This is a genomic window from Gilliamella sp. wkB112, from assembly GCF_001690685.1.
Classification (GTDB): Bacteria; Pseudomonadota; Gammaproteobacteria; order Enterobacterales; family Orbaceae; genus Gilliamella; species Gilliamella apicola_J.
In genome coordinates this window covers 275,388-299,480 of sequence record NZ_LZGL01000009.1, presented here as the reverse complement: position 1 = coordinate 299,480, position 24,093 = coordinate 275,388, and the positions used below count along the sequence as shown (strand labels likewise).

The 24,093-nt window shown below is 37.0% G+C and carries 20 protein-coding genes and 1 riboswitch; of the genes, 12 read left to right on the top strand and 8 right to left on the bottom strand.

Translation table 11 applies throughout. The features are described from left to right. Positions 1-318 precede the first annotated feature (318 nt). Together htpG and A9G12_RS03800 are read right to left on the bottom strand one after the other, a co-directional pair. Positions 319-2,193: a molecular chaperone HtpG gene (gene htpG, locus A9G12_RS03805; RefSeq protein WP_065564529.1), complete on the bottom strand. Its 1,875-nt coding sequence runs from the start codon at positions 2,191-2,193 to the stop codon at positions 319-321. Between the two features lie 316 nt (positions 2,194-2,509). Further along, complete coding sequence (locus tag A9G12_RS03800; RefSeq protein WP_218056569.1) at positions 2,510-3,874, bottom strand: sodium-dependent transporter; 1,365 nt, start codon at positions 3,872-3,874, stop codon at positions 2,510-2,512. A 371-nt stretch (positions 3,875-4,245) separates the two neighbouring features. On the opposite strand from A9G12_RS03800, the gene ubiG reads away from it, so the two are divergent. Continuing rightward, positions 4,246-4,950: a bifunctional 2-polyprenyl-6-hydroxyphenol methylase/3-demethylubiquinol 3-O-methyltransferase UbiG gene (ubiG, locus tag A9G12_RS03795; protein WP_065564528.1), complete on the top strand. Its 705-nt coding sequence runs from the start codon at positions 4,246-4,248 to the stop codon at positions 4,948-4,950. A gap of 211 nt (positions 4,951-5,161) precedes the next feature. Beyond that, entirely contained in the window at positions 5,162-6,628 is a 1,467-nt protein-coding gene (gene guaB, locus A9G12_RS03790) for an IMP dehydrogenase (protein WP_065564527.1), read from the top strand. 245 nt (positions 6,629-6,873) lie between these two features. Here the strand turns inward: guaB and pssA are convergent, their stop codons facing one another. Together pssA and ydiK are read right to left on the bottom strand one after the other, a co-directional pair. Continuing rightward, complete coding sequence (gene pssA, locus A9G12_RS03785; protein ID WP_065564526.1) at positions 6,874-8,229, bottom strand: CDP-diacylglycerol--serine O-phosphatidyltransferase; 1,356 nt, start codon at positions 8,227-8,229, stop codon at positions 6,874-6,876. A 165-nt stretch (positions 8,230-8,394) separates the two neighbouring features. Next, on the bottom strand, positions 8,395-9,447 hold the full coding sequence (gene ydiK, locus A9G12_RS03780) for an AI-2E family transporter YdiK (RefSeq protein WP_065564525.1): 1,053 nt from the start codon (positions 9,445-9,447) through the stop codon (positions 8,395-8,397). A gap of 105 nt (positions 9,448-9,552) precedes the next feature. Here ydiK and eco point away from each other — a divergent pair, with 105 nt between their 5' ends. The 7 genes from eco (at position 9,553) to ribB (ending at position 18,113) form a co-directional block, all read left to right on the top strand. Beyond that, positions 9,553-10,050 carry a serine protease inhibitor ecotin gene (gene eco / locus A9G12_RS03775; protein ID WP_065564524.1) on the top strand — a complete coding sequence of 166 codons (498 nt, stop codon included), beginning with the start codon at positions 9,553-9,555 and terminating at the stop codon, positions 10,048-10,050. A gap of 309 nt (positions 10,051-10,359) precedes the next feature. Then, the gene (locus tag A9G12_RS03770) at positions 10,360-11,469 is read left to right on the top strand and encodes an extracellular solute-binding protein (RefSeq protein ID WP_065564523.1); all 1,110 of its coding nucleotides are present in this window, start codon (positions 10,360-10,362) and stop codon (positions 11,467-11,469) included. 148 nt (positions 11,470-11,617) lie between these two features. Next, positions 11,618-12,712: a putrescine ABC transporter ATP-binding subunit PotG gene (potG, locus tag A9G12_RS03765; protein ID WP_065564734.1), complete on the top strand. Its 1,095-nt coding sequence runs from the start codon at positions 11,618-11,620 to the stop codon at positions 12,710-12,712. An 18-nt stretch (positions 12,713-12,730) separates the two neighbouring features. Continuing rightward, on the top strand, positions 12,731-13,909 hold the full coding sequence (locus A9G12_RS03760) for an ABC transporter permease subunit (protein WP_255306491.1): 1,179 nt from the start codon (positions 12,731-12,733) through the stop codon (positions 13,907-13,909). Between the two features lie 183 nt (positions 13,910-14,092). After that, complete coding sequence (locus A9G12_RS03755) at positions 14,093-14,911, top strand: ABC transporter permease subunit (RefSeq protein ID WP_442903466.1); 819 nt, start codon at positions 14,093-14,095, stop codon at positions 14,909-14,911. Positions 14,912-15,610: 699 nt separating this feature from the next. After that, positions 15,611-16,879: a hypothetical protein gene (locus tag A9G12_RS03745; RefSeq protein ID WP_065564521.1), complete on the top strand. Its 1,269-nt coding sequence runs from the start codon at positions 15,611-15,613 to the stop codon at positions 16,877-16,879. Positions 16,880-17,063: 184 nt separating this feature from the next. Then, positions 17,064-17,215: riboswitch (FMN riboswitch) on the top strand. A 253-nt stretch (positions 17,216-17,468) separates the two neighbouring features. Next, complete coding sequence (ribB, locus tag A9G12_RS03740; RefSeq protein WP_065564520.1) at positions 17,469-18,113, top strand: 3,4-dihydroxy-2-butanone-4-phosphate synthase; 645 nt, start codon at positions 17,469-17,471, stop codon at positions 18,111-18,113. 24 nt (positions 18,114-18,137) lie between these two features. Here the strand turns inward: ribB and A9G12_RS03735 are convergent, their stop codons facing one another. After that, complete coding sequence (locus A9G12_RS03735; protein ID WP_065564519.1) at positions 18,138-18,809, bottom strand: TetR/AcrR family transcriptional regulator; 672 nt, start codon at positions 18,807-18,809, stop codon at positions 18,138-18,140. A gap of 310 nt (positions 18,810-19,119) precedes the next feature. Between A9G12_RS03735 and A9G12_RS03730 the strand changes: the two genes are divergently transcribed. Together A9G12_RS03730 and A9G12_RS03725 are read left to right on the top strand one after the other, a co-directional pair. Further along, the gene (locus A9G12_RS03730) at positions 19,120-19,443 is read left to right on the top strand and encodes a DMT family transporter (protein WP_218056566.1); all 324 of its coding nucleotides are present in this window, start codon (positions 19,120-19,122) and stop codon (positions 19,441-19,443) included. 41 nt (positions 19,444-19,484) lie between these two features. After that, positions 19,485-19,799, top strand: a complete 315-nt coding sequence (locus tag A9G12_RS03725) for a DMT family transporter (protein WP_065564518.1) — start codon at positions 19,485-19,487, stop codon at positions 19,797-19,799. 39 nt (positions 19,800-19,838) lie between these two features. Here the strand turns inward: A9G12_RS03725 and A9G12_RS03720 are convergent, their stop codons facing one another. The 3 genes from A9G12_RS03720 to srmB form a co-directional block, all read right to left on the bottom strand. After that, entirely contained in the window at positions 19,839-20,153 is a 315-nt protein-coding gene (locus A9G12_RS03720) for a DMT family transporter (RefSeq protein WP_065564517.1), read from the bottom strand. 194 nt (positions 20,154-20,347) lie between these two features. Beyond that, a complete protein-coding gene (locus tag A9G12_RS03715; protein ID WP_065564516.1) occupies positions 20,348-20,950 on the bottom strand; it encodes a peroxiredoxin C in 603 nt (200 codons plus the stop codon). Between the two features lie 125 nt (positions 20,951-21,075). Then, positions 21,076-22,386 carry an ATP-dependent RNA helicase SrmB gene (srmB, locus tag A9G12_RS03710; RefSeq protein ID WP_065564515.1) on the bottom strand — a complete coding sequence of 437 codons (1,311 nt, stop codon included), beginning with the start codon at positions 22,384-22,386 and terminating at the stop codon, positions 21,076-21,078. Positions 22,387-22,729: 343 nt separating this feature from the next. Between srmB and trmA the strand changes: the two genes are divergently transcribed. Beyond that, complete coding sequence (trmA, locus tag A9G12_RS03705) at positions 22,730-23,827, top strand: tRNA (uridine(54)-C5)-methyltransferase TrmA (RefSeq protein WP_065564514.1); 1,098 nt, start codon at positions 22,730-22,732, stop codon at positions 23,825-23,827. Positions 23,828-24,093 lie beyond the last annotated feature (266 nt).

The window sequence follows — 24,093 nt, the reverse complement described above, 5'->3', positions numbered from 1 at the left end:
CATTTTTTCATAGCTTATGCAGCGGCGTTTCCCTTATTCAACGTAACTCATGTTTATAAAACATTACTAGTAATTTCAGTAATTAATTTCCTTTCCTTTAGGATCAAGGGTAACAACAACATTATTATTTAGTATGTTATGAACTTTCATTGGTGTTATTTGAAGTTTGGGTATTATGAATCCTAATTAAAATAGAAAGAAGAAAAGTGAAAATTACTAATGGGTATCCCACTTTTAACGAAGTTTTATTGCTATTAATTGGGGAAAACAACAAAAAAACCCGACATTAGGGAAAATATCGGGTTAATGGGTAAATAATTATTCTGCTAATAATTTATTCATAGTTTGTATAAATTTACTTGGATCAGTTAATGATCCTTTTTCGGCAAGTAGTGCCTGATCTAATAACAATTCAATCCAGTCATTAAATGTAGTTTGGTCTTGAGTAGCTGCAATTCGTTTAACCAACCTATGATCTGGGTTAATCTCGAATGTATATTTGATCTCAGGCGCTTTTTGTCCTGCTGCAGCAAATAATTTGGCCATTTGGGTGGTCATTTCATCAGCGGCAGTAGTTACAATTGCCGGGGTATCAGTTAAACGATGAGTTAATTTAACCTCTTTAACCTTGTCACCCAACACAGTTTTAACACGCTCAATAAATGGTTCAAGTTCTTTTTCGACTTGTTTTTGTTCTTCACTTTCTTGATCGGCTAATTTTTCGATAGATTCATCGGATTTACTGATTGATTGGAACTGTTTACCATCGAATTCAGTTAAATTGCTCATCATCCATTCATCAACGCGATCAGAAAGTAACAATACTTCAATACCTTTTTTACGGAATAGTTCTAAGTGTGGACTATTTTTAGCAGCAGCATAGCTATCGGCAGTAATATAATAGATCTTTTCCTGACCTTCCTGCATACGACTAATATAATCTTCTAAGGCAACGGTTTGCGCATCGCTATCGCTATGGGTAGTTGCAAAACGTAATAACTTAGCAATCGCTTCGCGATTAGCAAAGTCTTCACCGGTACCTTCTTTTAAGACTAAACCAAATTCTGTCCAGAACTGTTGATATTGTTCTTTATCGTCTTTAGCTAATTTGTCCAGCATTTGTAACACACGTTTAGTACATGCATTACGTAAGTTTTGGGTGACTTTGTTGTCTTGCAAAATTTCGCGAGAAACATTCAACGGCAAATCGTTAGAATCAATTAAGCCTTTCACAAAGCGTAGATAGTTCGGCATAAATTGTTCGGCATCATCCATAATAAACACACGTTGCACATATAATTTTAACCCATGCTTATTATCGCGGTTCCACAAGTCCCAAGGGGCTTTAGATGGAATATATAGCAAGCTAGTATATTCTTGTTTACCTTCAACACGGTTATGGCTCCAACTTAATGGATCAGCAAAATCGTGGGAAATGTGTTTATAAAACTCTTTATACTCATCATCGCTGATTTCAGCTTTACTTCGGGTCCAAAGTGCTTGGGCTTTGTTGACTTTTTCCCATTTAACTTCTTTGCTTTCTTCATCAGTTTTTTGCACTTCAACTGGCAGTGAAATATGATCAGAATATTTACTAATGATTGAACGCAAACGCCAATCATCAAGAAACTCTTTTTCGTCTTCTTTCAAATGTAGAGTGATTTCGGTACCACGTGTAACTTTGCTATCGTCAGAAATAGTGTATTCACCTTCACCTGCCGATTCCCATTTTACCGCTTCATCTTCGTTAGCGGTAGCGGCACGGGTTCTTACCGTTACTTTATCAGCAACAATAAAAGCAGAATAGAAACCAACACCAAATTGGCCAATTAATTGACTGTCTTTAGCTTGATCACTACCAATTGATTCTAAAAATGCCTTAGTTCCTGATTTAGCAATAGTACCTAGGTTTTCAATCACTTCATCGCGAGTCATACCAATACCATTATCAGCAATGGTCAATGTGCCTGCATCTTTATCGCAAGAAATCCTAACACCAAGTTCGGCGTCGCCAGCATATAAAGCAGGGTTTTCTAGTGCTTTAAAACGTAATTTATCGGCAGCATCTGATGCATTTGAGATTAGCTCTCTTAAAAAGATTTCTTTATTGGAATATAAAGAGTGGATCATTAAATGTAAAATTTGTTTAACTTCGGATTGAAATCCACGAGTTTCAGTTCCTGATTTGCTCATTGATTAGTACCTCAAATATAATTAGCAATTTCAAATTACCATAAAAGCCATTAACAATTGGTTTATGCCACCGTGTCAGCTAATTGCTAGTGCCATTGTGACCAAAACCATTTATACAGTTACATTTTAGGTAATTAAATATTAAAAACTTAATGGTTTGATTTATTGATGTATTGTTATATGGGAATAAAAATAACTATTTCAAGGGAAGTGAATAATTTTCGCAAACTAGTTGATGGTTTTTTAATAAATCATAAATATAAAATAAAAAGCCCTGATAATTATCAAGGCCTTATCTAAATAAATAGTTATTTATTTATTGTATTAATCCGAATACCAAAATGATAACAATGGCAACTGGAATAATAAAACGGGTTAATAGAGTCCAGATTGAAAACCAGAATGGACCTAAATTTAACTCTTTGCGAATAAGATCTTGTTTCATCATCCAAGCGCCAAAAATAACTGTGCCTAGACCAGTAATTGGTAGCATGATTTTACTGGTTAAGTAATCAAGTAAATCAAAAATATTTTTATTAAATAATTTGATGTCAGCCCATTCATTAAAGGCTAGAATACAAGCAATACCTAAAGCCCAAATAAATAAGCTACTCACAGTAGTCGCAGTTTTTCGGCCCATACGAGTTTTTTCTTCTAATAATTCTACGGTTGGTTCTAATAATGAAATTGATGAAGTCAACGCTGCAAAAGTTAAGAAGATGAAAAATAGTACCCCTAAAATAGTGCCACCAGCCATATTACCAAAGGCAATTGGTAAAGTAACAAAAATCAGTCCCGGTCCGGAGCCCGGCTCTAAACCATTAGCAAAAACTAATGGGAAGATTGCTAAGCCAGACAACATAGCAACAATAACATCCATGATTACCACCGTGCGGGCAGTTGACAACAAATTAACATCCTTACCTAAGTAAGAACCATAAGCCATCATAATCCCCATGCCTAGAGACAAGCTGAAGAAAGCATGACCTAGGGCAGCTAACATAGCAGTACCACCAATAGCTGAGAAATCAGGGGTAAATAAAAATCTGAATGCTTGACCAAAAGAAGGACCACTTACATAGGCAGCATAACCGACTAAAATTAATAGTAAAATACCTAAACCTGGCATCATCACTTTACAAGCACGCTCTAAACCGGCACCGACACCCAAAGCTACAATAAATGCGGTAGCAAACATAAACACCGTGTGCCAAGTTAATAGGTGATTAACATTACCAAGGAAATCAGTAAAAATTTGTCCGGTAACTTCGCCGTTCACACCTTCAAAAGTCCCCTGAGCGGCTAAAAAAATGTAATCGGTAGCCCAACCACCAATCACACTATAAAATGACAGGATTAAAAATGATCCCAGGACTCCAATAATTCCAACCCAACGCCATGATTTAGAGTGACCTTCAGCAACTGCAACATCTTCCATGGTATGAATTGGATTTTTTTGACCACGGCGCCCGATTAACCATTCTAAAACTAATATAGGTAGTCCAATCATAAACATAAAGAGTAGATAAGTAAGTACAAATGCGGATCCACCCATTTGTCCTGCCATATATGGAAATTTCCATATGTTACCTAATCCCACAGCCGAGCCTGCAGCCGCAAGCATAAAGCCCATGCGGGAACTCCACTGTGAGTGACTTTTTTTCATCGTACCTGTACTCATTAATTTTGTCCTTGTAAATCTTAACTAATTGTTTTGGATGTCTTATTGATAAAAATGCAAAAAAAGGCTATCGATCATGCCACGAAATGAATACAGAAACAAGAAATCTTTAATGTAAATAATTATATAGATGGTTAAATTTACTGCTTAATTGACAAATTTGTAATTTAAATTCACCAAATTAGTCTAAAATTACGTTCCCGTAAAGATTACTAGAAATACAAAAAATAACTAACTCAAGCGAATTTTTTTTAGTTAATTATTAAAAAAACACTGTCACAAAAATCAATCTATACTTTCAAAGCTAGTAAAGCTGACATAGAATATGCCATATAATCTGCTTAAATTACCACGCTAGGTAAACACAATTTATGTCACAAAACATCGACTTTAATGAAATTAATAAATTTTCACAATTTGCGGCCGAATGGTGGGATCCTAATGGAAAATGCAAACCATTACACATTATCAACCCGTTAAGAGTTGATTATATTCGCCAGCAATGTGGTTCCTTAGTTGATAAACTTGTATTAGATGTTGGTTGTGGGGGTGGCATATTAAGCGAAAGTTTGGCTAAGTTAGGGGCACAAGTTACAGCAATAGATCTTGCCGAAGAATCCTTAGCAGTGGCGAAACACCATGCTGAGCAAAATGGACTTAATATTGATTACCAAAAACAAACGGTTGAAGATCTATCTCAACTAACACCCAATCGATATGATCTAATTACTTGTATGGAATTATTAGAACATGTACCCGATCCCACCTCAATCATCAACGCTTGTGCGAAATTACTTAAACCTAATGGACAGCTATTTTTGTCTACCATTAACCGCAATCACAAAGCCAGATTAATGTTAATTGTAGGCGCCGAATACATTGCCAGACTAGTACCAAAAGGCACTCACGATTTTAATCGTTTTATTCGTCCCTCTGAATTAATGACATGGGTCGAACAATCCGGACTTAAAATTACTGGTGTAATTGGCATGGAATATCATCTATTAAAAAATGAGTTCAAATTAGGTCCCAATATTGATGTTAATTATATCTTATTAGCTCAAAAAAACAGTTAAAAGTCTGAACTATCAGCTTAATCCGGACGACAGTGATGAGTGGTGTAAACAAGATTTTAAAAGTATAACTTTGGCTTAGCGATTACTTTAATTCAATAAATTATCAATTTTATACTAATAAAATTAAATTTCTCTGGTCTTTTTTCCTAAAAGTAGGTAGAATGTTTCGGCAATATTTTATCAACAATTCAACTCAATGGTGAATATTGTCATGTCTCGTATAGTTAAAGAAGCCCTCACATTTGACGATGTGTTACTAGTTCCAGCGCACTCTACCGTATTACCCAACACTGCCGATATTAGTACACAATTAACCCAAACAATCAAATTAAACATTCCTATGCTTTCTGCTGCAATGGATACTGTAACCGAAGCCGAGCTAGCTATTGCTTTAGCGCAAGAAGGTGGTATTGGTTTTATTCATAAAAATATGTCGGTTGAAAACCAAGCTAACCAAGTAAAAAGGGTTAAAAAGCACGAAAGTGGTATTGTTCAAGATCCAGTTACCGTATTGCCAACGGCAACTATTAGCCAAGTAATTGAACTGGCTAAAGAATACGGTTTCGCTGGTTTTCCGGTGGTAACACAATCGCAAGAATTAGTGGGTATTATTACTGCTCGTGACGTGCGTTTTGCGACAGATTTATCTTTACCTGTAACTGCTGTAATGACTCCTAAAGAACGCTTAGTCACCGTCAACGAAGGTGAACAACGTAATATTGTGCTTAAAAAAATGCATGAACATCGAGTCGAAAAAGTGTTAGTGGTTGATTCCAGATTCCACTTAAAAGGTATGATCACCGTTAAAGATTACAATAAAGCCGAACAAAAACCGAATGCTTGTAAAGACGAAAAAGGTCGTTTATTAGTTGGTGCTGCCGTTGGTGCTGGCGCAGGTAATGAAGAACGTATAGCAGCATTGGTTGAAGCCGGGGTCGATGTTTTATTAATCGATTCGTCTCACGGTCATTCCGAAGGCGTGTTGCAACGTATTCGTCAAGCCAGAGCACTGTACCCAAATTTACAAATCATTGGCGGCAATATTGCTACTGCTGAAGGTGCTAAGGCATTGATTGAAGCTGGTGTCAATGCAGTTAAAGTTGGTATTGGTCCGGGTTCTATTTGTACTACTCGCATTGTAACCGGGGTAGGAGTGCCACAAATCAGTGCCATTATGGATGCGGTCGAAATGGCACAACAATATAATATTCCGGTAATTGCCGATGGTGGGATTCGTTTTTCTGGTGACATTGCTAAAGCCATAGCTGCCGGAGCATCTTGTGTGATGGTTGGCTCAATGTTCGCCGGTACCGAAGAAGCACCTGGTGAAATTGAACTATTCCAAGGTCGAGCCTATAAATCATACCGTGGCATGGGTTCACTAGGTGCTATGGCTAAAGGATCTTCCGATCGATATTTCCAAACCGATAATGCTGCCGATAAATTAGTTCCAGAAGGCATAGAAGGGCGCATTGCCTATAAAGGCCTACTAAAAGAAATTGTTCACCAACAAATGGGGGGCTTACGCTCTTGTATGGGGCTTACTGGTTGTGCCACTATTGGCGAATTACGCACCAAATCGCGATTCTACCGCATTACTGGTGCCGGCATGAAAGAAAGCCATGTTCATGATGTACTCATCACTAAAGAACCACCTAACTACCGTGCTGGTTCTTAATTAATTTAATTAAGGATTGGTAAGATTTTAGAGGTTGTGATTTGTTAGCGACGGTAAAGATGTTTGTTGCTAATGTATTTTAAATTAACAACCTTCCACTGTCCGCGTAAACAGGGATTGATGCGAATCCCTGTTTATATTCTTTCTATATTTATGTTTCTGTAAAGATGTTTCCAAAGCACTATACGTTTGCGTATAAAATAACTCAATTTTAAAATGCAACAAATCTTACTAATTGAACAATACTACAGTAATCGTTTAATGATTCTATCCACTTTGATTCTACTCAAACGTTTTATCAATTTATGTACCGGTTTAGGGTAAAATTGGCTAGCTTGAATCTGTTGGAAATGGTTCACCAAAGTGGTTTTTTGGCGAATAGCGTGTAGTTCTTGAGCAAATTTGTCGCTGAGTTGTTGTTGTGGATCGTGCACTAAAATGCCATTTTCTAAGTCTAAACGCCAAGCCCTTGGGTTTAGGTTATTACCAGTAATTAAGACCCATTGATCATCAACCCAAATGCCTTTAAGGTGATAAGTTTGTTCCTGATCTTTCCATAATCTAATAATCAGTTGCTGTTTATCTACATAAGGTTGTAATCTTTCAATAAATTTCCTTAAATTAATTTCATATAAGTAAGGCAAACCACCGGAAATATTAAAAGGTTGATCTTCCGGAATATAAAAATCATTAGCCACTTTATCACCAATTATAATCTCAACTTGACGACCTTTACGCAGTAGACGAATTATGTCGCGCACCAAAATATTTGGTAGATTAAAATAAGGCGTACAAAAAACAATTTTTTGTTGAGTAGAGTTAATCAGATGATGAATAATTTTATTTAAAGGATTATTACGTCCTAAACCTACAATTGGTGCTACCGACAAAGTGTTATTATCAGCAGTACCTCTGTACTGATAACTTGCCTCCATTAAATGTTGGCGTAATGATTTGATTTCAGTCTTAATTTGTTTGCGGGTTTGGTGTTCAGCCACATCTAACCGCTGTAAACCATCATAAGGCAAAAAGTTATTATCAACATAAGCTACCATGCTGTCGGCTAGGGCAGGATTGGTAATAAAGTGATAGCGATCATAACGGTAACTATTAAGTTTATGCAAATAAACATTATTAATGCTAGCACCACTATAAATGACGGTATCGTCAATAATGTAGCCTTTAAGATGCAATACCCCGAGGATTTCACGACGGTTTACTGGCACGCCGTAAATGGGAATATCAATGTCAGGGTGTTGTTGTTTTAATTGATAATAGTAACGCGCATTAGTTTGTGCCTTATCCTCACCAATTCGGCCGCGTTGAGCACGGTGCCAATCAACAAATATTTTAATGTCTAGGTTAGGGCGTTGTTGTTTGATTTGGTAAAGGGTATCGAGCACTTCTTTCCCAGCTTCGTCACGCTCTAAATAAAGAGCAACAATATAAATGCGCCGTTGGGCTTGGCGGAGTTGATCCAGGATAGCCAAACGGTAGCTTTTAGGATCATAGGCAATATGGTATTGATCGGCGTTTTGTTGAATTTTAGTTAATTCATCAAGATGCTTTTGATGATTATATTTTATAAATGGTATTCGCATAATTCATTTAGTCTGTAACTAGCGTAAGTTGTAGAATAACATAATTTACGCCAGAAAATAACAATCCTTTTTGCAAAAATCCGCTTTACTAAGAGCTACCATAAATGATCGCAATAGGCCTAATAGGGCGGCAAGCTATTATTTACTTATTCAAAAGTAACCTGTTTAAGCTTGCTCATTAATCCACTTTTGAAATAATTTATAGGCGAGGGCTAGTACTACAGGCCCAATAAATAACCCCATTAGACCAAAACTTAGTACGCCACCGATCACACCAAAAAGAATAAGTAAGAAAGGTAAATCAGCACCTTTTTTTATTAAATACGCGCGCATTACGCTATCAAGCGTGGTTAATATAATTGCCACTATAATTAAAATAATGCCTGATAAGGTATGCCCATCCCAAAATTGCCAGACAATGCAGCCCAACATAACAATCACCGGCCCAATTTGTGCCACACAGCAGATGAACAAGACTAAAGTTAAAATTCCCGGGAACGGCATTTTAGTTAACACAAAACTAATGCCACCAATTAATGCCAGTGTAATCGCAGTCACGACAACCCCTAAGGCAACAGCTCGGATGGATTGACCGGCTAGGGTAACGGTGTCTGCACCGTATTGTTTAGATAAACGATTGGCAAATAAGTAAACATCGCGGGTAATGCGTTCACCTTTTAAAAACAGTAGCAAACTAAAAACAATCATCACGCCAGCATGGAAGATGAAAATACTAATATTAGTGGCCTGCTCTAATAACCAACCAATCATAGAACCAATATAAGGTTGAATTGTGTCAACTAAGTCCGAACCATCGGTATGAATTAAATCTAACCATTTTTGATGCAGTTCGCTACCAAACATAGGGATGCTATTTAACCAATCCAAGGTCGGCAATTCCCTGTGCGAAAGGGTCCTAGCCCATTCAATTAAATAGTGACCATTTTGAGCAACACTACTAATAATCAGAATAAAAGGTATTACACAGACAAAAGCTAAAATTAATGCCATTACCAACAGTGACAACCAACGCTTGTTAAATAATTTTTGTTGGATCTTGATCATTAATGGCCAAGTAGCAATAACTACCATCACCGCCCAGAAGAATCCAAAGATAAAAACTTCTACCACTCGGTAAGTGATAACAATAAGTAAACCTATTAGTAGTAAATTTAGAATTAATTTTAGTAAATCGTAAGTGTTTTTTTCGGCTGGCATTTTGGTACCACAATAATTAAATTTATTGTTAATATTATACCCATTTATAATTAAAAAGCCTATTATGTTATAGGCATTGTGTTTAATCGTAATGGAGGCAAAAAAATGAAAAAGTTAATGTTATTAGTATTAATGGCAGCGGCATTAACCGCATGTGCTAAATCAACCAACTTACCTCAGACTAACCAAAATGCTAACGACACAGCACCGTACCCTAAAGCAGAAGTAGGTTACACGCGTTATGCTATTCATTTACCAGCGTTAGCTGATGAAGCGAATGCGCGAGTGGAAGTGTTAATTGGTAAAGAGATGAATGTTGATTGTAATAGTCAGCTGTTGGCTGGTGTGGTTAAACAACAAGAGTTAACCGGTTGGGGTTACAACTATTATGTGGTTGAAAGCAACAAAAAAGGTACCATTTCAACATTAATGGCCTGCCCGGAAAATGCCACTAAAACTCAATTTGTTACCATTGGTCATAACTTAGGTTTATTGAATTATAATAGTCAATTGCCAATGGTGTTTTATGTACCCAATGATTTAACCGTTAAATACCGAGTTTGGCAAGCTGATGCCCAAATTTTACAGGCTAATGCCGAATAAAATTAACCAGATTAGTTGCCATTGGTGATTAATTAAGGCTTGAGTGGCTAAAATGTGACCATTCAGGCCTGAAACTTATGATATTTGTTTTTTTATGTGGACATATTAAAAAAAAAAGGTATTTTATCCCACGTAATCCAAGGTCGACTCAATTCGGTCATTAATTTTTTGACGCTTGCTGACCTGATTACCTCGGTTTCGCCAATTGATTTATAACAAATGATTGGTAAAATTTGGGGGTTCATTGTGTCTTTGCAATGGGCTTGTGTCTAACATGTAATATCCCTAACTAGAGGAGAAGTGGTGAGCATGTTTACTCAACGTAAAACTATTCTTTCAATCGTAGCTGGTGTTTCACTAGTACTTTCACAATCTGCAATAGCCAAAGACCGTGTGGTTCATTTTTATAATTGGGCTGGGCAAATTGGTTCGCAAACTATAACTGATTTTGAAAAATCAACCGGTATTAAACTGGTTTATGATGTTTATGATTCAAATGAAGCTCTTGAAGGTAAACTAATGGCTGGTAATTCTGGTTTTGATGTGGTTTCACCATCAGATAGTTTTTTAGCCAGGCAGATTAAAGCAGATATTTATTTACCACTAGATAAAAGTAAGTTACCAAATTGGAAAAATCTTGATCCTAATTTAATGAAATTAATGGCAACTCACGATCCTGACAACAAATATGCCATTCCTTATGTATGGATGACTACAGGAATTGGTTATAACATTGATAAAGTCAAAGAACGTCTAGGTGCAGATGCGCCAGTAAATAGCTGGGATTTAGTATTTAAACCAGAAAATATGGATAAGCTTAAAGATTGCGGTGTAGCATTTTTAGATGCGCCGACCGAAATTTTTGCCAGTGCTTTGCAATATTTAGGTAAAGATCCAAACAGTACTGACGCTAAAGATTATACTGGTGCTGCTTACGAATTGTTAGAAAAGGTTAGACCGGATATCCGTTATTTCCATTCTTCACAATACATCACTGATTTAGCTAATGGTGATATTTGTGTGATCTTAGGTTGGTCAGGGGATATTTTACAATCACGTGATCGTGCTAATGAAGCTAATAATGGCGTACATATCGGTTATCAGATCCCTAAAGAAGGCGCTTTAGTATTTTTCGATACCTTTGCCATTCCTAAGGATTCAGCTAATGTTGATGAAGCACATGAGTTCTTAAATTTTGTTATGAAGCCTGAAATTGCCGCACAAGTAACCAATGATGTTAACTTTGCTAGTGCTAATAAAGAAGCTAATGACAAATTTGTTAAACCAGAAGTGAAAAACGATCCAGCGGTTTACCCAAAACCAGAAGTGATGGAAAAATTATTCACTCTAAAAGTTAAAGAACCAAAACTTGAACGAGTGATTACCCGTACATGGACAAAACTTAAAACTGGTAAATAAGTGATTTAGTAAATTTAGAGTTAATTACTCGTTTAATTATAGACGGAAGGATTGATTTAATCTTTCCGTCTCGTTTTTTTTGGCTTGTTGTTATGAGGAAAAAAGAGTGAACAATAAAACAACAATTCAGGTACAGCCTAAAAAAAAGATGATAACTCCATTACTGGAGATCAAAAACTTAACTAAAGTTTTCAATGACGATTATTATGCCGTTGATGATGTTAATCTCACTATTTATACCGGTGAAATTTTTGCATTATTAGGGGCGTCTGGCAGTGGTAAATCAACACTGTTGCGTATGCTTGCAGGTTTTGAACAACCTACTTCCGGACAGATTATTTTAGATGGTAAAGACTTGTCACAAGTGCCACCTTACAATCGTCCAATTAATATGATGTTTCAATCGTATGCTTTATTTCCTCACATGACGGTTGAGCAAAATATTGCTTTTGGTTTAAAACAAGACAAGTTAAACCGCAACGAAATTAAACAACGCGTAGAAGAAATGTTAGCCTTGGTGCATATGGAACAATTCGGAAAACGCAAACCGCACCAATTGTCTGGTGGTCAAAGGCAACGTGTAGCCTTAGCTAGGAGTTTAGCTAAACGGCCAAAATTATTATTACTTGATGAACCAATGGGCGCACTTGATAAGCAACTTCGCGACCGTATGCAACTAGAAGTAGTGAGCATTTTAGAACAAGTGGGTGCTACTTGCGTAATGGTTACTCATGATCAAGAAGAAGCTATGACTATGGCCGGGCGCATCGCTATCATGAATAAAGGGCAATTTATCCAAATTGGTGAGCCGGAAGAAATTTATGAGCACCCGAATAGCCGTTATAGTGCCGAGTTTATTGGTTCGGTTAATATCTTTGACGGTATTTTGCAAGAAACATTAGAAGATGGCTTGATCATTGGTTGCCCAATGATTAAACATCCATTAAAAGTGGACTATGATTCGCCGGCAGTTGAAGGCGTGCCATTCAAAGTCGCCTTACGCCCGGAAAAAATCAAACTGTGTGACGAAATCCCAGAAGAAGGTTACAACTTTGCGGTGGGCGAAGTTGTGGAAATTGCCTATCTAGGTGATCTATCAATTTATCACGTTAAGTTACATAGTGGGCAAATTATTATTGCGCAATTACAAAACGAGCATCGTTACCGTAAAGGGATGCCGACTTGGGGTGATAGCGTGAATCTGTCTTGGGAAATAGATAGTTGTGTGGTTCTTACTGAATAAACCGAAGAGGATATAGTGATGCGATCCATTTTATTGGGTTTATTTTTAAATGCCTTGGTGTTGCTCAATGTTTATTGGCGTTTTTTAACCACTGGTGCATTTGACAATCTATTTTTAGATGCGTTATTTACTGCCATGACACTGAGTTTTTTGTTGTCATGCTTGGGCGCATATTTAACTTATTACAAGCCATCTAAATTTGCTTATCGGCTAATTATTGCTGGCAGTATATTATTTATCCCAGTTGGCTTGGTGGCCATTTATTACGCCTTTAAACAATTGCGTAAACAACCAAGTAATTCTGATTTAATGACGCTCTATGGGCGATTAATTGTAATAGCCATTCCTTATTTATGGATGTTGTTATTATTCTTATTGCCATTTTTAATTGTGTTTAGAATCAGTTTTTCCGAAATGGTGGCGGCAGTACCACCTTATACTGACTTATTAAGCTATGATGATGGTTTGCTCAATATTGCCTTAAATTTCGGTAACTATGTCAATCTAGTTAGTGACACCATTTATATTGATTCCTATTTACAATCATTAAAAGTGGCGGCCATTTCCACATTATTGTGCATAATGATTGGTTACCCATTGGCGTGGGCGATTTCGCAGTGTAAACCATCTACCCGCAATATTTTATTATTGTTGATTATTTTGCCATCTTGGACTTCATTCCTGATCCGTGTTTATGCATGGATTGGTATATTGAATCCTAATGGTTTATTAAATAATTTTTTAGCATGGTTAGGTTTAATCGATATTGAACATCCACTGATCATCATGAAAACCTATTTAGCAGTTTATATAGGGATTGTGTATTCGTACTTACCTTTTGTGGTATTACCTATTTATACATCACTTAGTAAAGTCGACACCACTTTAATCGAAGCGAGTTTAGATTTAGGTTGTAAACCTATTAAAACCTTCTTCAAAATTATTGTGCCATTAACTAAAAATGGGGTGATTGCAGGTGGTATGCTGGTATTTATTCCGGCGGTAGGTGAGTATGTTATCCCTGAGCTATTAGGACCTTCAGAAGGGATCATGATCGGTACTCAGTTGTGGACAGAATTCTTTAATAACCATGATTGGCCTGCAGCCTCAGCCGTTGCCACCGTGATGTTATTAATCTTAATTGTGCCGATTTACTACTTTAATAAGTTCCAAAATCGACAATTGGGGGGTAAATAAATGAATAATTTATCAATTATTTTACGAACAGCCTTGATCGTCTTTATCTCCTCATTGTTAGGCTCTATGCTATTGACGATTTTGATCTCAGCTTCTGGACTAACATTAATTGGTAGTAGTAGCTTTTACATTAGTTGTTTTATCTTTAGTATTATCGTCACCGCGATTGTCACTTTAGCTTTAATGTGTAATTGTTTAAAAGGGCTAATTTTATTGGTAGTGTTTGCCTTTTTATATGTACCAATGATTATTTTGATTATTTACTCATTTAATAGTTCAAAATTGGTTACCGTATGGGCGGAATTTTCTACCAAATGGTATTTTGAATTGGTTCACAATGAAACGTTACTTAAAGCAGTTGGGCTGAGTTTGTCGATTGCTGCCGGTGCGGCCACATTCTCGTTAATACTAGGTACGCTAGCGTCTTATGCGATTATTCGTTTTAGGCGCTTCCGTGGTTCCAATCTGTTTTCATTTATGACCACTGCACCGTTAGTTATGCCGGATGTAATTACTGGTTTGGCTTTATTACTGTTGTTTGTGGGTATGGGGCAAGTATTAGGATGGCCAAAAGATCGTGGCGCATTAACTATTTGGATGGCGCATGCAACTTTTTGTACCGCGTACGTTACCGTAGTGATTAGTGCCCGCTTGCGCGAATTGGACAAGTCAATTGAAGAAGCTGCTCTCGATTTAGGGGCAAATCCATTAAAAGTCTTTTTCATTATTACATTACCAATGATCGCGCCGGCATTAGTTTCAGGTTGGTTACTGGCGTTTACCCTGTCGTTAGACGATGTGGTCATTGCTAACTTTGTTACTGGACCTGGTGCCATGACCTTACCAAAACTGATATTTTCAAAAGTGCGTTTAGGGGTCGATCCACAAGTAAACGCGCTAGCTACAATCATATTATTAATCGTAGCAATTATTGGCTTTATTTCATGGCTGCTAATGCGCCGTGCCGAACGTCGCCGCTTGCGTGAAATTCGCATGCGTTAATTTTTTTCACTATAAAACCGCCACTTAACTTAGTTTAATGGCGGTTGGCGACGTTAGTGGTGGTGAGTTTTAAATTAGCTATTTTACTACATCCATACAAACAGGGATTAGTGTTAATCCCTGTTTTTCAATTTCCCTACCTTTACCTTTCTGTCAAGATGTTTCCAATGGACTATATGTTTCAGTATAAAAATAAGCTAATTCCGAAAGCTCAAACCTTACAAAGTCACACCCAACAGGAACAATTAAATATTGAAATTTACATTTCTTTACAAATCTCTTAGGTAAAAAAATAGTCAATTTTTTTAAAGTCGTTATAATTAAAAAGCTAAAAAAATGGATTTAGCTTAGTAACTAAGCAAACAAACATAAAAACATGAATTAAAACAGTAAATTAATTGACAGGCAGGATGTTATGAAGTATCATTATAGACACCAGACACCAGACACCAGCGCTGGCAAACCAATGTTTTAACTTTTCTTAATCACGATTTTGTTCAGGGATTTAGTTCAGGTATTGTTTTTACCTTAAGCCGAATAAATAGAAGTGCACGGAACGGTGATCTTTCATTATTACCTGGTTTTTACCAGCAGTTAAGTTGTAGTCTAAAGTCACACTTATCATTAATAGCATATCTAATCTTAAGATTAATCCAGTCTTTAAAACATCTATCTAAATTATCTTTAGCCATAGTACCTATGTTATTATTACCATATTCCGTTAATATTCAGGCTTTATCCGCAAGTACGGCCAATTTTATTAATGGCAGTCAACCTTATTTAACTTTTGATGGTGGGGTTACCAAAGCGACCACTACTGAAGATCTATTAGGTATTACTTTATCCGACGGTACTCGCATCACTCCGGCAACAAATACCTCAAGTAAAGAAAATCCAATAGAATTGCCAAATTTAGATGCAAGCTTCACTGATATTAATATGCTAGTCCCCCCAACTACTGATCATATAGCATTAAGTGAACTAATTGGTGCGCCAAATAACTATTGGGGAGATGATGATGGTGATGGTCAAGGAATAAATGGTATAAAGGTAACTGGTAGTTTAAGTGTTAATATTACTGATAATGATGACCAAACAGTGGGACGAGATATAAAGTTAAATATTTGTAAAGCACCTTATAAAGTGGTTTTAACCGGCACTGATGGTAGTTTAACTACTCAATATGGAACTCCGAATGAGCGTACTTTCAAGAGTAGCAGCGCTACTTACTATATCAACCCCAAAGCATCTCCTGTCATCTGTCATGCCAGACCAATTTTGGAATATGGTGGAGGTTCGTATGCTGGCCCTGCAGACATATGGAGTCCAAATAATGGTTTTCTGATTCAATCGACTTCTCCATCATCTTACGATCTAAACTTTCCAACTACTGGTGCCAATAATTTATATTTTGATTTAATGGTGGGGGGGAGTGGACCATTGACTTGGCCATCAGTTACGTTGGGTGGTATTACTGCTACCATGACACCTAATGCCAGTGGAAATAGTGTCCGCGTTACGCTAACCGGCACCACGGATGCTAATAAACCAGATTTACCGCAAACATTCGAATTAATTGGTTACGATAGTGGTGGTAGAGCTGCGCTAAAATATGGCTTTGTCTTAAAACAGTGGTTCATTGGTGCAGGAAATCGAAACACATCGTACTATACCCTCAATTCTTGGTGCCGAGGGATGGGTTATCGCCTGCCGCTAGTAAAAGAACTCACCAACTCCACAACCAGAGGAGCTCATTATCAGCGTCGTATTGGAGCTGGTTTTTTTACCGAATGGGGAAATATAGAGTTGTATTATGATGCCAACTTTGCTAAACGTCATGGTCAGACTAACTTATACTGGACTAGCGAAACAACTTCAGTTTGGTACTATACTGTCTATGGGGTGGATGGTAGTCTTGACCAATACACTCCATACTTCAACCATACAGCAACATGTGTTTATCCTTAGCATTTAGTCTTTGGTATATGATTTCTAACGCACCAAAAATGTATGAGTTATTATAGTTAAACGGAGGTTGCCCTCACGGGGGCAACTGAGTAAATATGAACAGTTAAGAAGTTGATGCCACAAATAAAATATCCATGTTTTTTTTATGCATTTTGTATTATAGTGACAGATGTCAGTTAACTGACAAAATTCTCAGGGCGGGGTGTAAGTCCCCACCGGTGGTACAGCCCACGAGCGCTTAATATTTTTAGCCTTTATTAGCAATGATATTAAGGTCTAGCAGATTTGGTGAAATTCCAAAGCCGACAGTTACAGTCTGGATGAAAGAGAGTTGCTTATCTTTTCATAATTTGCTGTTAAGCAAAGTCACTATGGTCAAGCACTTGCCCTGATTCTGGTATTTAATTTATTGCTACATAAATAGTATTAACATGGGCTGTATTAACGTGAGCATAATAAGGCTTATCGGCTAGAAACTAATTGCTGATTAAGTCACTGGTTTACTGCGTTATTATTCAGTAATACCAACCATTATTACTATTTAGGTAAATAATAAATATTTTAAATAATAAAGAGATAGGTATTTACCATGAATCAGTTTAATTTACAGGAATTTGGCTCCCCAGTTGAGCGAGTTCAAAAAGCTATTGCTTCAATTAAAGCCGGTCAAGGGGTGTTAGTTTTAGACGATGAAGATCGTGAAAACGAAGGCGATATCATTTGGGCGGCACAAACAATTACTAATGCACAAATGGCAATGACCATTCGCTATGGTAGTGGGATTGTGTGTTTATGTTTACCTTTAAGCCGTTGCCAACAGTTGCAATTACCTATGATGGTTGCCAATAATACCAGCAAAAATAACACCGCATTTACGATTTCGATTGAAGCTGCCGAAGGAGTGACTACCGGAGTTTCGGCCGCTGATCGTGTCACAACCATTAAGGCTGCCGTCGCTGATAATGCTAAAGCAAGTGATTTAAACCATCCAGGTCATGTATTCCCATTAGTTGCTAGAGAAGGTGGCGTTCTGACTCGCCGCGGTCATACAGAGGCTTCGATTGATTTAGTGACTTTAGCAGGTTTAAAACCCGCTGCGGTATTGTGCGAACTAACTAATGATGATGGCACCATGGCTAGAGCACCAGAAGTGGTTAAATTTGCTAAACAACACAAGTTACCGGTAGTCACCATAGAAGACATTGTTGCCTACCGTAAGTCAATGGTAGGTTAAAATAATAACTAACTAACCGCCCCGCTAATTGCCGGGCGGTGATTTTTTTGGTAATGCCTTTCTGATCCCTTCAATAAATAGATCCACAGTGTAGGCAAAAACTTGTCCGGGCTCGACGGCTTGGAAGGCGGGAGCCAGTTTTTTAGTTAGTTCAAATCCTTGATCGGGTAATTTTTTAATGTCTTGGATGTCGGTTTCGTCAGCTGGGCGCAATAGTCCACCAGCTTCTGATGCCGCTAAACCAATTATGCAGGCGTAATAACCTAAACAAAAACTGGTGACTTGATTATCATTGCAACCGGCGTCGGTAAGTGCTTGGCACACATATTCGGCGCGAATGTAGTCGGCTAGCCCGGTGCTCCAAAATTGTTGCATTAATTTAAAGGTGTTGGGGTAGGCAAGGGCGATCTCGCGGTATTGATAAGCTAAATGTTGTAGGCGTTGATCCCATGGTTCTAAGTCACTAATGGTAGTGATCCTGCGGGTTAACTCTTCGGCCATTGCTCGTTCCAAGCCTTTTTTAGATTTAAAATGGTATTGTAGCGACATTGGATCACAGGCAATTTTACTCGCCAATTTACGCAAACTAAAATTAGAATCACCTACAGCTTCCATAAATTCAATGGCAGCATTCACCATTGTTTGCGAAGCTAAGCCTTTAGGTCCGGTAGTTTTAATTTTATTTGGATTCTTCATGGTTAATCTCAAACGCGGAAAAGCGTTGATATTATATCGCTATTATTATTGACCGTGCAAAATAACGTTTAGTTTAAGGTCACGGCTTTACTTAACAGCAATTGTGGGTTGCCATTTATATTTCTTCATTGTAGAATTATTTCTACAGTGAATAAATAATAGCAAATATTCAATATTAATTTAACTTATATTAGATCTTTAGGTGGCAGATTTTTACGTTTGCGAACCATCTGTTGCTGTCAGTACCACTGGTTATTGATAACAGCAAAACCGACCAATAAATAACGAAAACAAGGGTAACGGGGTAGCTATGTTTAGCGTGAATAAAGAGTGGGCTTTTGTGGTATTGACCTGCTTTTTTGAATTATGTTGGATTTTAGGATTTAGCATTGCCACAGAATTATGGCAGTGGCTGATTATCATCACCTTGATTATGATCGATTTTACTTTTTTGACTAATGCATGTAAAACCATTCCCACAGGCACTGTGTATGCAATATTTTCTGGCGTTGGCGCTATTGGAGCTACGGTTATTGATGCATTCCTATTTGGTAAGGATATACAAATGTTACAAATCTTTTTTGTGGCATTAATTATTATTGGGGTAGTGCAACTTAAACGCACCGATAGTTGAGTATTTGATTATATAAGGCGTTAAAGGTAAAGGATAATTTTATGGGATGGCTATTAATTTTTACCGCATCGATATTTGAGGTTATTGGTGCTGTCGGCCTTAAGTTATATGCCCAACAAAAAAATTGGCTCCGTTTAGTGCTATACTGGGGAGGCTTTTTTGTTTCATTTTTGTTGTTTTATTTTTCATTACACTACCTTGAATTGAGTATTATTTACCCGGTTTGGGTAGGGCTTGGTACTTCGGGATCGGTATTAGCCAATATGTTGCTGTTTAATGAACCCAAAAATACTGCACGGCTATTGGGGTTAGCAATTATTATTATTGGGGTTGTGGGCTTACATATGACCATGTAGTTAGTTAGCATGATTCAGTTAGAATAATTATAGATTGTTTTATGATACTAGCTTTAAACCGACCACACCACCAATAATAAACGCTATACAAATAGCTTGCGCCATGCTGAAACTATCATTAAACAAGATTATCCCGCCAATAATCGTACCTACTGCACCAATAGCTGTCCACACTAAATATGCAATTCCAACTGGAAGATTTTTCATGGCTATACTTAGCAGCACTATACTGATAATCATTAAAATTATGGTAATGATTGACGAGGTTAATTTGCTAAAACTATCTGAATATTTGAGACCAATTGCCCAGCCAGTTTCAAACAATCCGGCAATAATAAGAATGAACCAAGCCATAATGTTCCTTTGGGTAATAATTAATTTAATTTAAATAAGGCTAATAGTAACAAAAAATAGCTATTTGGTAATAATATTTACAGAAAAGTGTATTGGGTAGTTGTCTGAGCTGTAATAAGTTACTTTTATGATAAAAAACCGGAGATTAACTCCGGTATACTAGTAAACCAATTTGGGTAAGATTAATTTAGTTATTAAAGTTCTTTAGCATGTTGTTTTAAATAACTTGCTACCCCATTAGGGTTATCTTTCATACCTTGTTTACCTTTAGTCCATTGAGCCGGGCAAACTTCACCGTGTTCTTCATGGAATTGGAAGGCATCAACAATACGTAGCATTTCATCAATATTACGACCAATTGGTAAATCATTGATAGTTTCATGACGTACAATACCTGATTTATCAATAAAGAACGATGCTCGTAATGCTACACCAGCTTCCGGGTGTTCAATTCCGTAAGCTTGCATAATTGCATGTTTAACGTCGGCAACGATTGGGAACTTAACTTCACCAATACCACCTTTGTCTTGAGAGGTGTTACGCCATGCGTTATGAACATATTCAGAGTCCATAGATACACCAATAACTTCAACATTACGTTTTTTGAATTCGTCTAAACGGTGATCAAAAGCAATGATTTCAGATGGGCATACAAAAGTGAAGTCCATAGGCCAAAAGAACACTACTGCGTATTTATCTTTGATATGTTTTGCTAAGTTAAAATTAGTTACAATTTCTCCATTACCTAATACAGCTGCTGATGTAAAATCTGGCGCTTGACGGGTTACCAATGTCATAATCTTTCTCCTTGGGTATTTAAAATGCATAACAATTAATTAATGCATTATAGCAATTAAAGTTGATTGTCCAAGCTGTTATGAACAATCAATTTTATAAGTTTAAACTATTAGGTGAGTGTTTATTATTCGGTTGCAGTTATTAACTTTTTGGGCTTGCCTTTATTTTTGCTATCGCGATGACGAAGTTTAACCTTTTTCTTAGAAGTTTGCTCTTTCTTTTTATCTAACTGTTTTTGCTTAGTTTTTTGTGAGACTTTTTTCTTGGTTGCCGGTTTAGGGGCTTTAGTTTTCGGCCTTAGTTCATCAATAGTTCTCAATTTAATTGGTTCTTGAATGTAGCGTTCGATTTTTTTCAATAATTCATTATCGTGGGCTTCAACCAACATAATGGCAGTGCCTTTTTTACCCGCTCGCGCAGTGCGACCAATGCGATGTAAGTAAACATCAGCCGTTTTGGGCGCATCAAAATTAATCACATGGGTTACATCATCAATATCAATCCCGCGCGCGGCAACATCGGTGGCTACCAATACATTTACGGTATTGTTACTGATGCGTTTGATGGCTTCGTTACGTTTAGCCTGAACCATTTCACCCTCTAAATAACAACTACTAATACCAGCTTGGTGTAACCAAGTGACTAATTCGTGTACTCGTTCACGCTTACGGACAAACACAATCGTTTTTTGCAATTCTGGCTGTTTTAATAAGTGAATCAACAAGGCCAGTTTATGGGTTAAATCATCGGCACGATAATAAAATTGTAAGATTTTTTTACGCTCTTTGCGCGATGGATCGGCATTAATCTCTACCGGTTCATTTAAAATGCGCTCAGCAAAATCATGTAGGCCTTCACCCTCTAATGTTGCCGAAAATAATAGTGTTTGTTTTCGCCAACGGGTTTCTGCGGCAATGGTTTCTACATCTGGCGCAAAGCCCATGTCTAACATGCGATCGGCTTCATCTAAAATCAGCATTTCCACTGCGCGACAGTCGAAGTTTTCTTCTTTAATATATTGCAGTAAGCGACCAGTGGTGGCAATGACGATATCTTGATTTTTACTGAACACTTCAGCATGGTTCATATAAGCGACGCCGCCAGTAATAGTTGCAATACTTAAATTAGTGGTTGTAGTTAACAGTTTAGCTTGTTCAGCAATCTGCATTGCTAGTTCACGGGTCGGGGTTAAAATCAATATTCGTGGTGGCCCGGGTTTACGACGTGGAAAGTCTAATAAATGTTGCACTGCAGGGATTAAAAAAGCTAAAGTCTTACCAGTCCCCGTAGGCGCTGAACCCAGAATATCTTTGCCATCTAATGCTACCGGAATAGTTTGCGCTTGGATTACGGTTGGGGAATTGATATTTTGTTGTTGTAAATTGTGAATTAAAACGTCGTCTAATTCTAATTCGGAAAAAGTCTGTGCGGTCATAAGGTATTTATCGTTAATAATATACTGTCACTAATAATGTGCCCCATTATAACGGCAATCAATAGAACTACAATCAGTTATTGCGCTATGATCGGGTATTTGCTTTGTTGATTTTCAATATTGACTATTTACTGTAAAGATGTTTCAGGAATGCTATACGTTTACGTATATGATTTATCATATTTGTAGGTTTATGTTAAGATTATGGCATCTCAATTTCATTAACTTTCTATTTAATTATTGGCACTATGTAGCTTAATAATTAGTTACTTTTATAGTTATGTTATTAGCCATAATTAGCTGCCAATAATAAACCGGATATTTTTAATAGTAATCAATTAATATGACTGAATGTTTTTCAACTGCAACTTATAATCAACAATTAACCAATAAAATAACTCATCTTACAGATCTGTTATCTGAGTTTTCATTACCAGAATTAACCGTGCATACTTCACCACTTAGCCACTACCGCATGAGGGCTGAGTTTAGGATTTGGCATAATGGTGAAGAGCTTTATCATATTATGTATGATAAAAATACTAAAAAAAGGGTGCGCGTTGATAGTTTCCCTATTGCGTCCCTGCTCATTAATCAAGCTATGCAGGCTATTTTGCCATTGTTACAGCATAATCAAACACTGCGGCATTTGCTGTTCCAAATTGATTACTTTGCCACTTTGAGTGGTCAACTATTAATAACTCTTTTATATCATAAAAAATTAGGTGATGAGTGGTTATTACAAGCTCAACATCTCAAACAACAATTAGCTAATTTGGGGATTAATGCTAACTTAGTTGGCCGCGCTAGCAATCAAAAAATTCCGGTAGATGTGGATTATGTTGATGAAGTATTGCCAGTCCTGGGCAACAACTTTAGTTACCGTCAAGTGGAAAATAGCTTTACCCAGCCCAATGCTGTGGTGAATATTAAAATGTTGGAGTGGGCTATTAGTGTAACTAAGGGATTGAGTGGTGATTTGCTTGAGTTTTATTGTGGTAATGGCAATTTTTCCATAGCATTAGCGCAAAACTTCCGTAAAGTGTTAGCTACTGAAATTGCCAAAGCATCAGTTTATTCTGCCCAACATAATATAGCGGTGAATAACATTAGTAATTTGATTATTGCACGGTTATCTGCTGCTGAGTTTACCTGTGCTCTTAAAAAGGAACGAGAGTTTAAGCGCTTACACGGTATTGATCTTGATACCTACCAGTGTAATACAGTTTTAGTCGACCCACCACGTGGTGGTTTGGATGTGGCTACAATTGATATGCTTAAGGAATATCAAACGATTGTGTACATTTCCTGCAATCCACAAACACTGCAGCAAAATCTACAGCAATTGACGTTAACGCACAATATTAAACATTTGGCGTTATTTGATCAGTTCCCTTATACTCAACATATTGAAACAGGTGTGGTTTTACAAAGGAAGTAACTAATTTGCATATTTAAAATCAAATTTTTTTGGTAAAATAACTTAAGTTTTACTAAAAATTACCGATATATTGTATAGAGATTGGCACTAGCATTGTTTTAATAAAAAAAAACCCTAGATAAACTAGGGCTGCATTAAATTGCAAGGAATGGATGAAAGGAAATAAAACAATGAAACAATACTGTCTAGCCTCATGAATCATTGCGCGGCTAATATAGCAAAACAAAACCAACCATATGGTGACAATATTATTACAAAATAGTCAT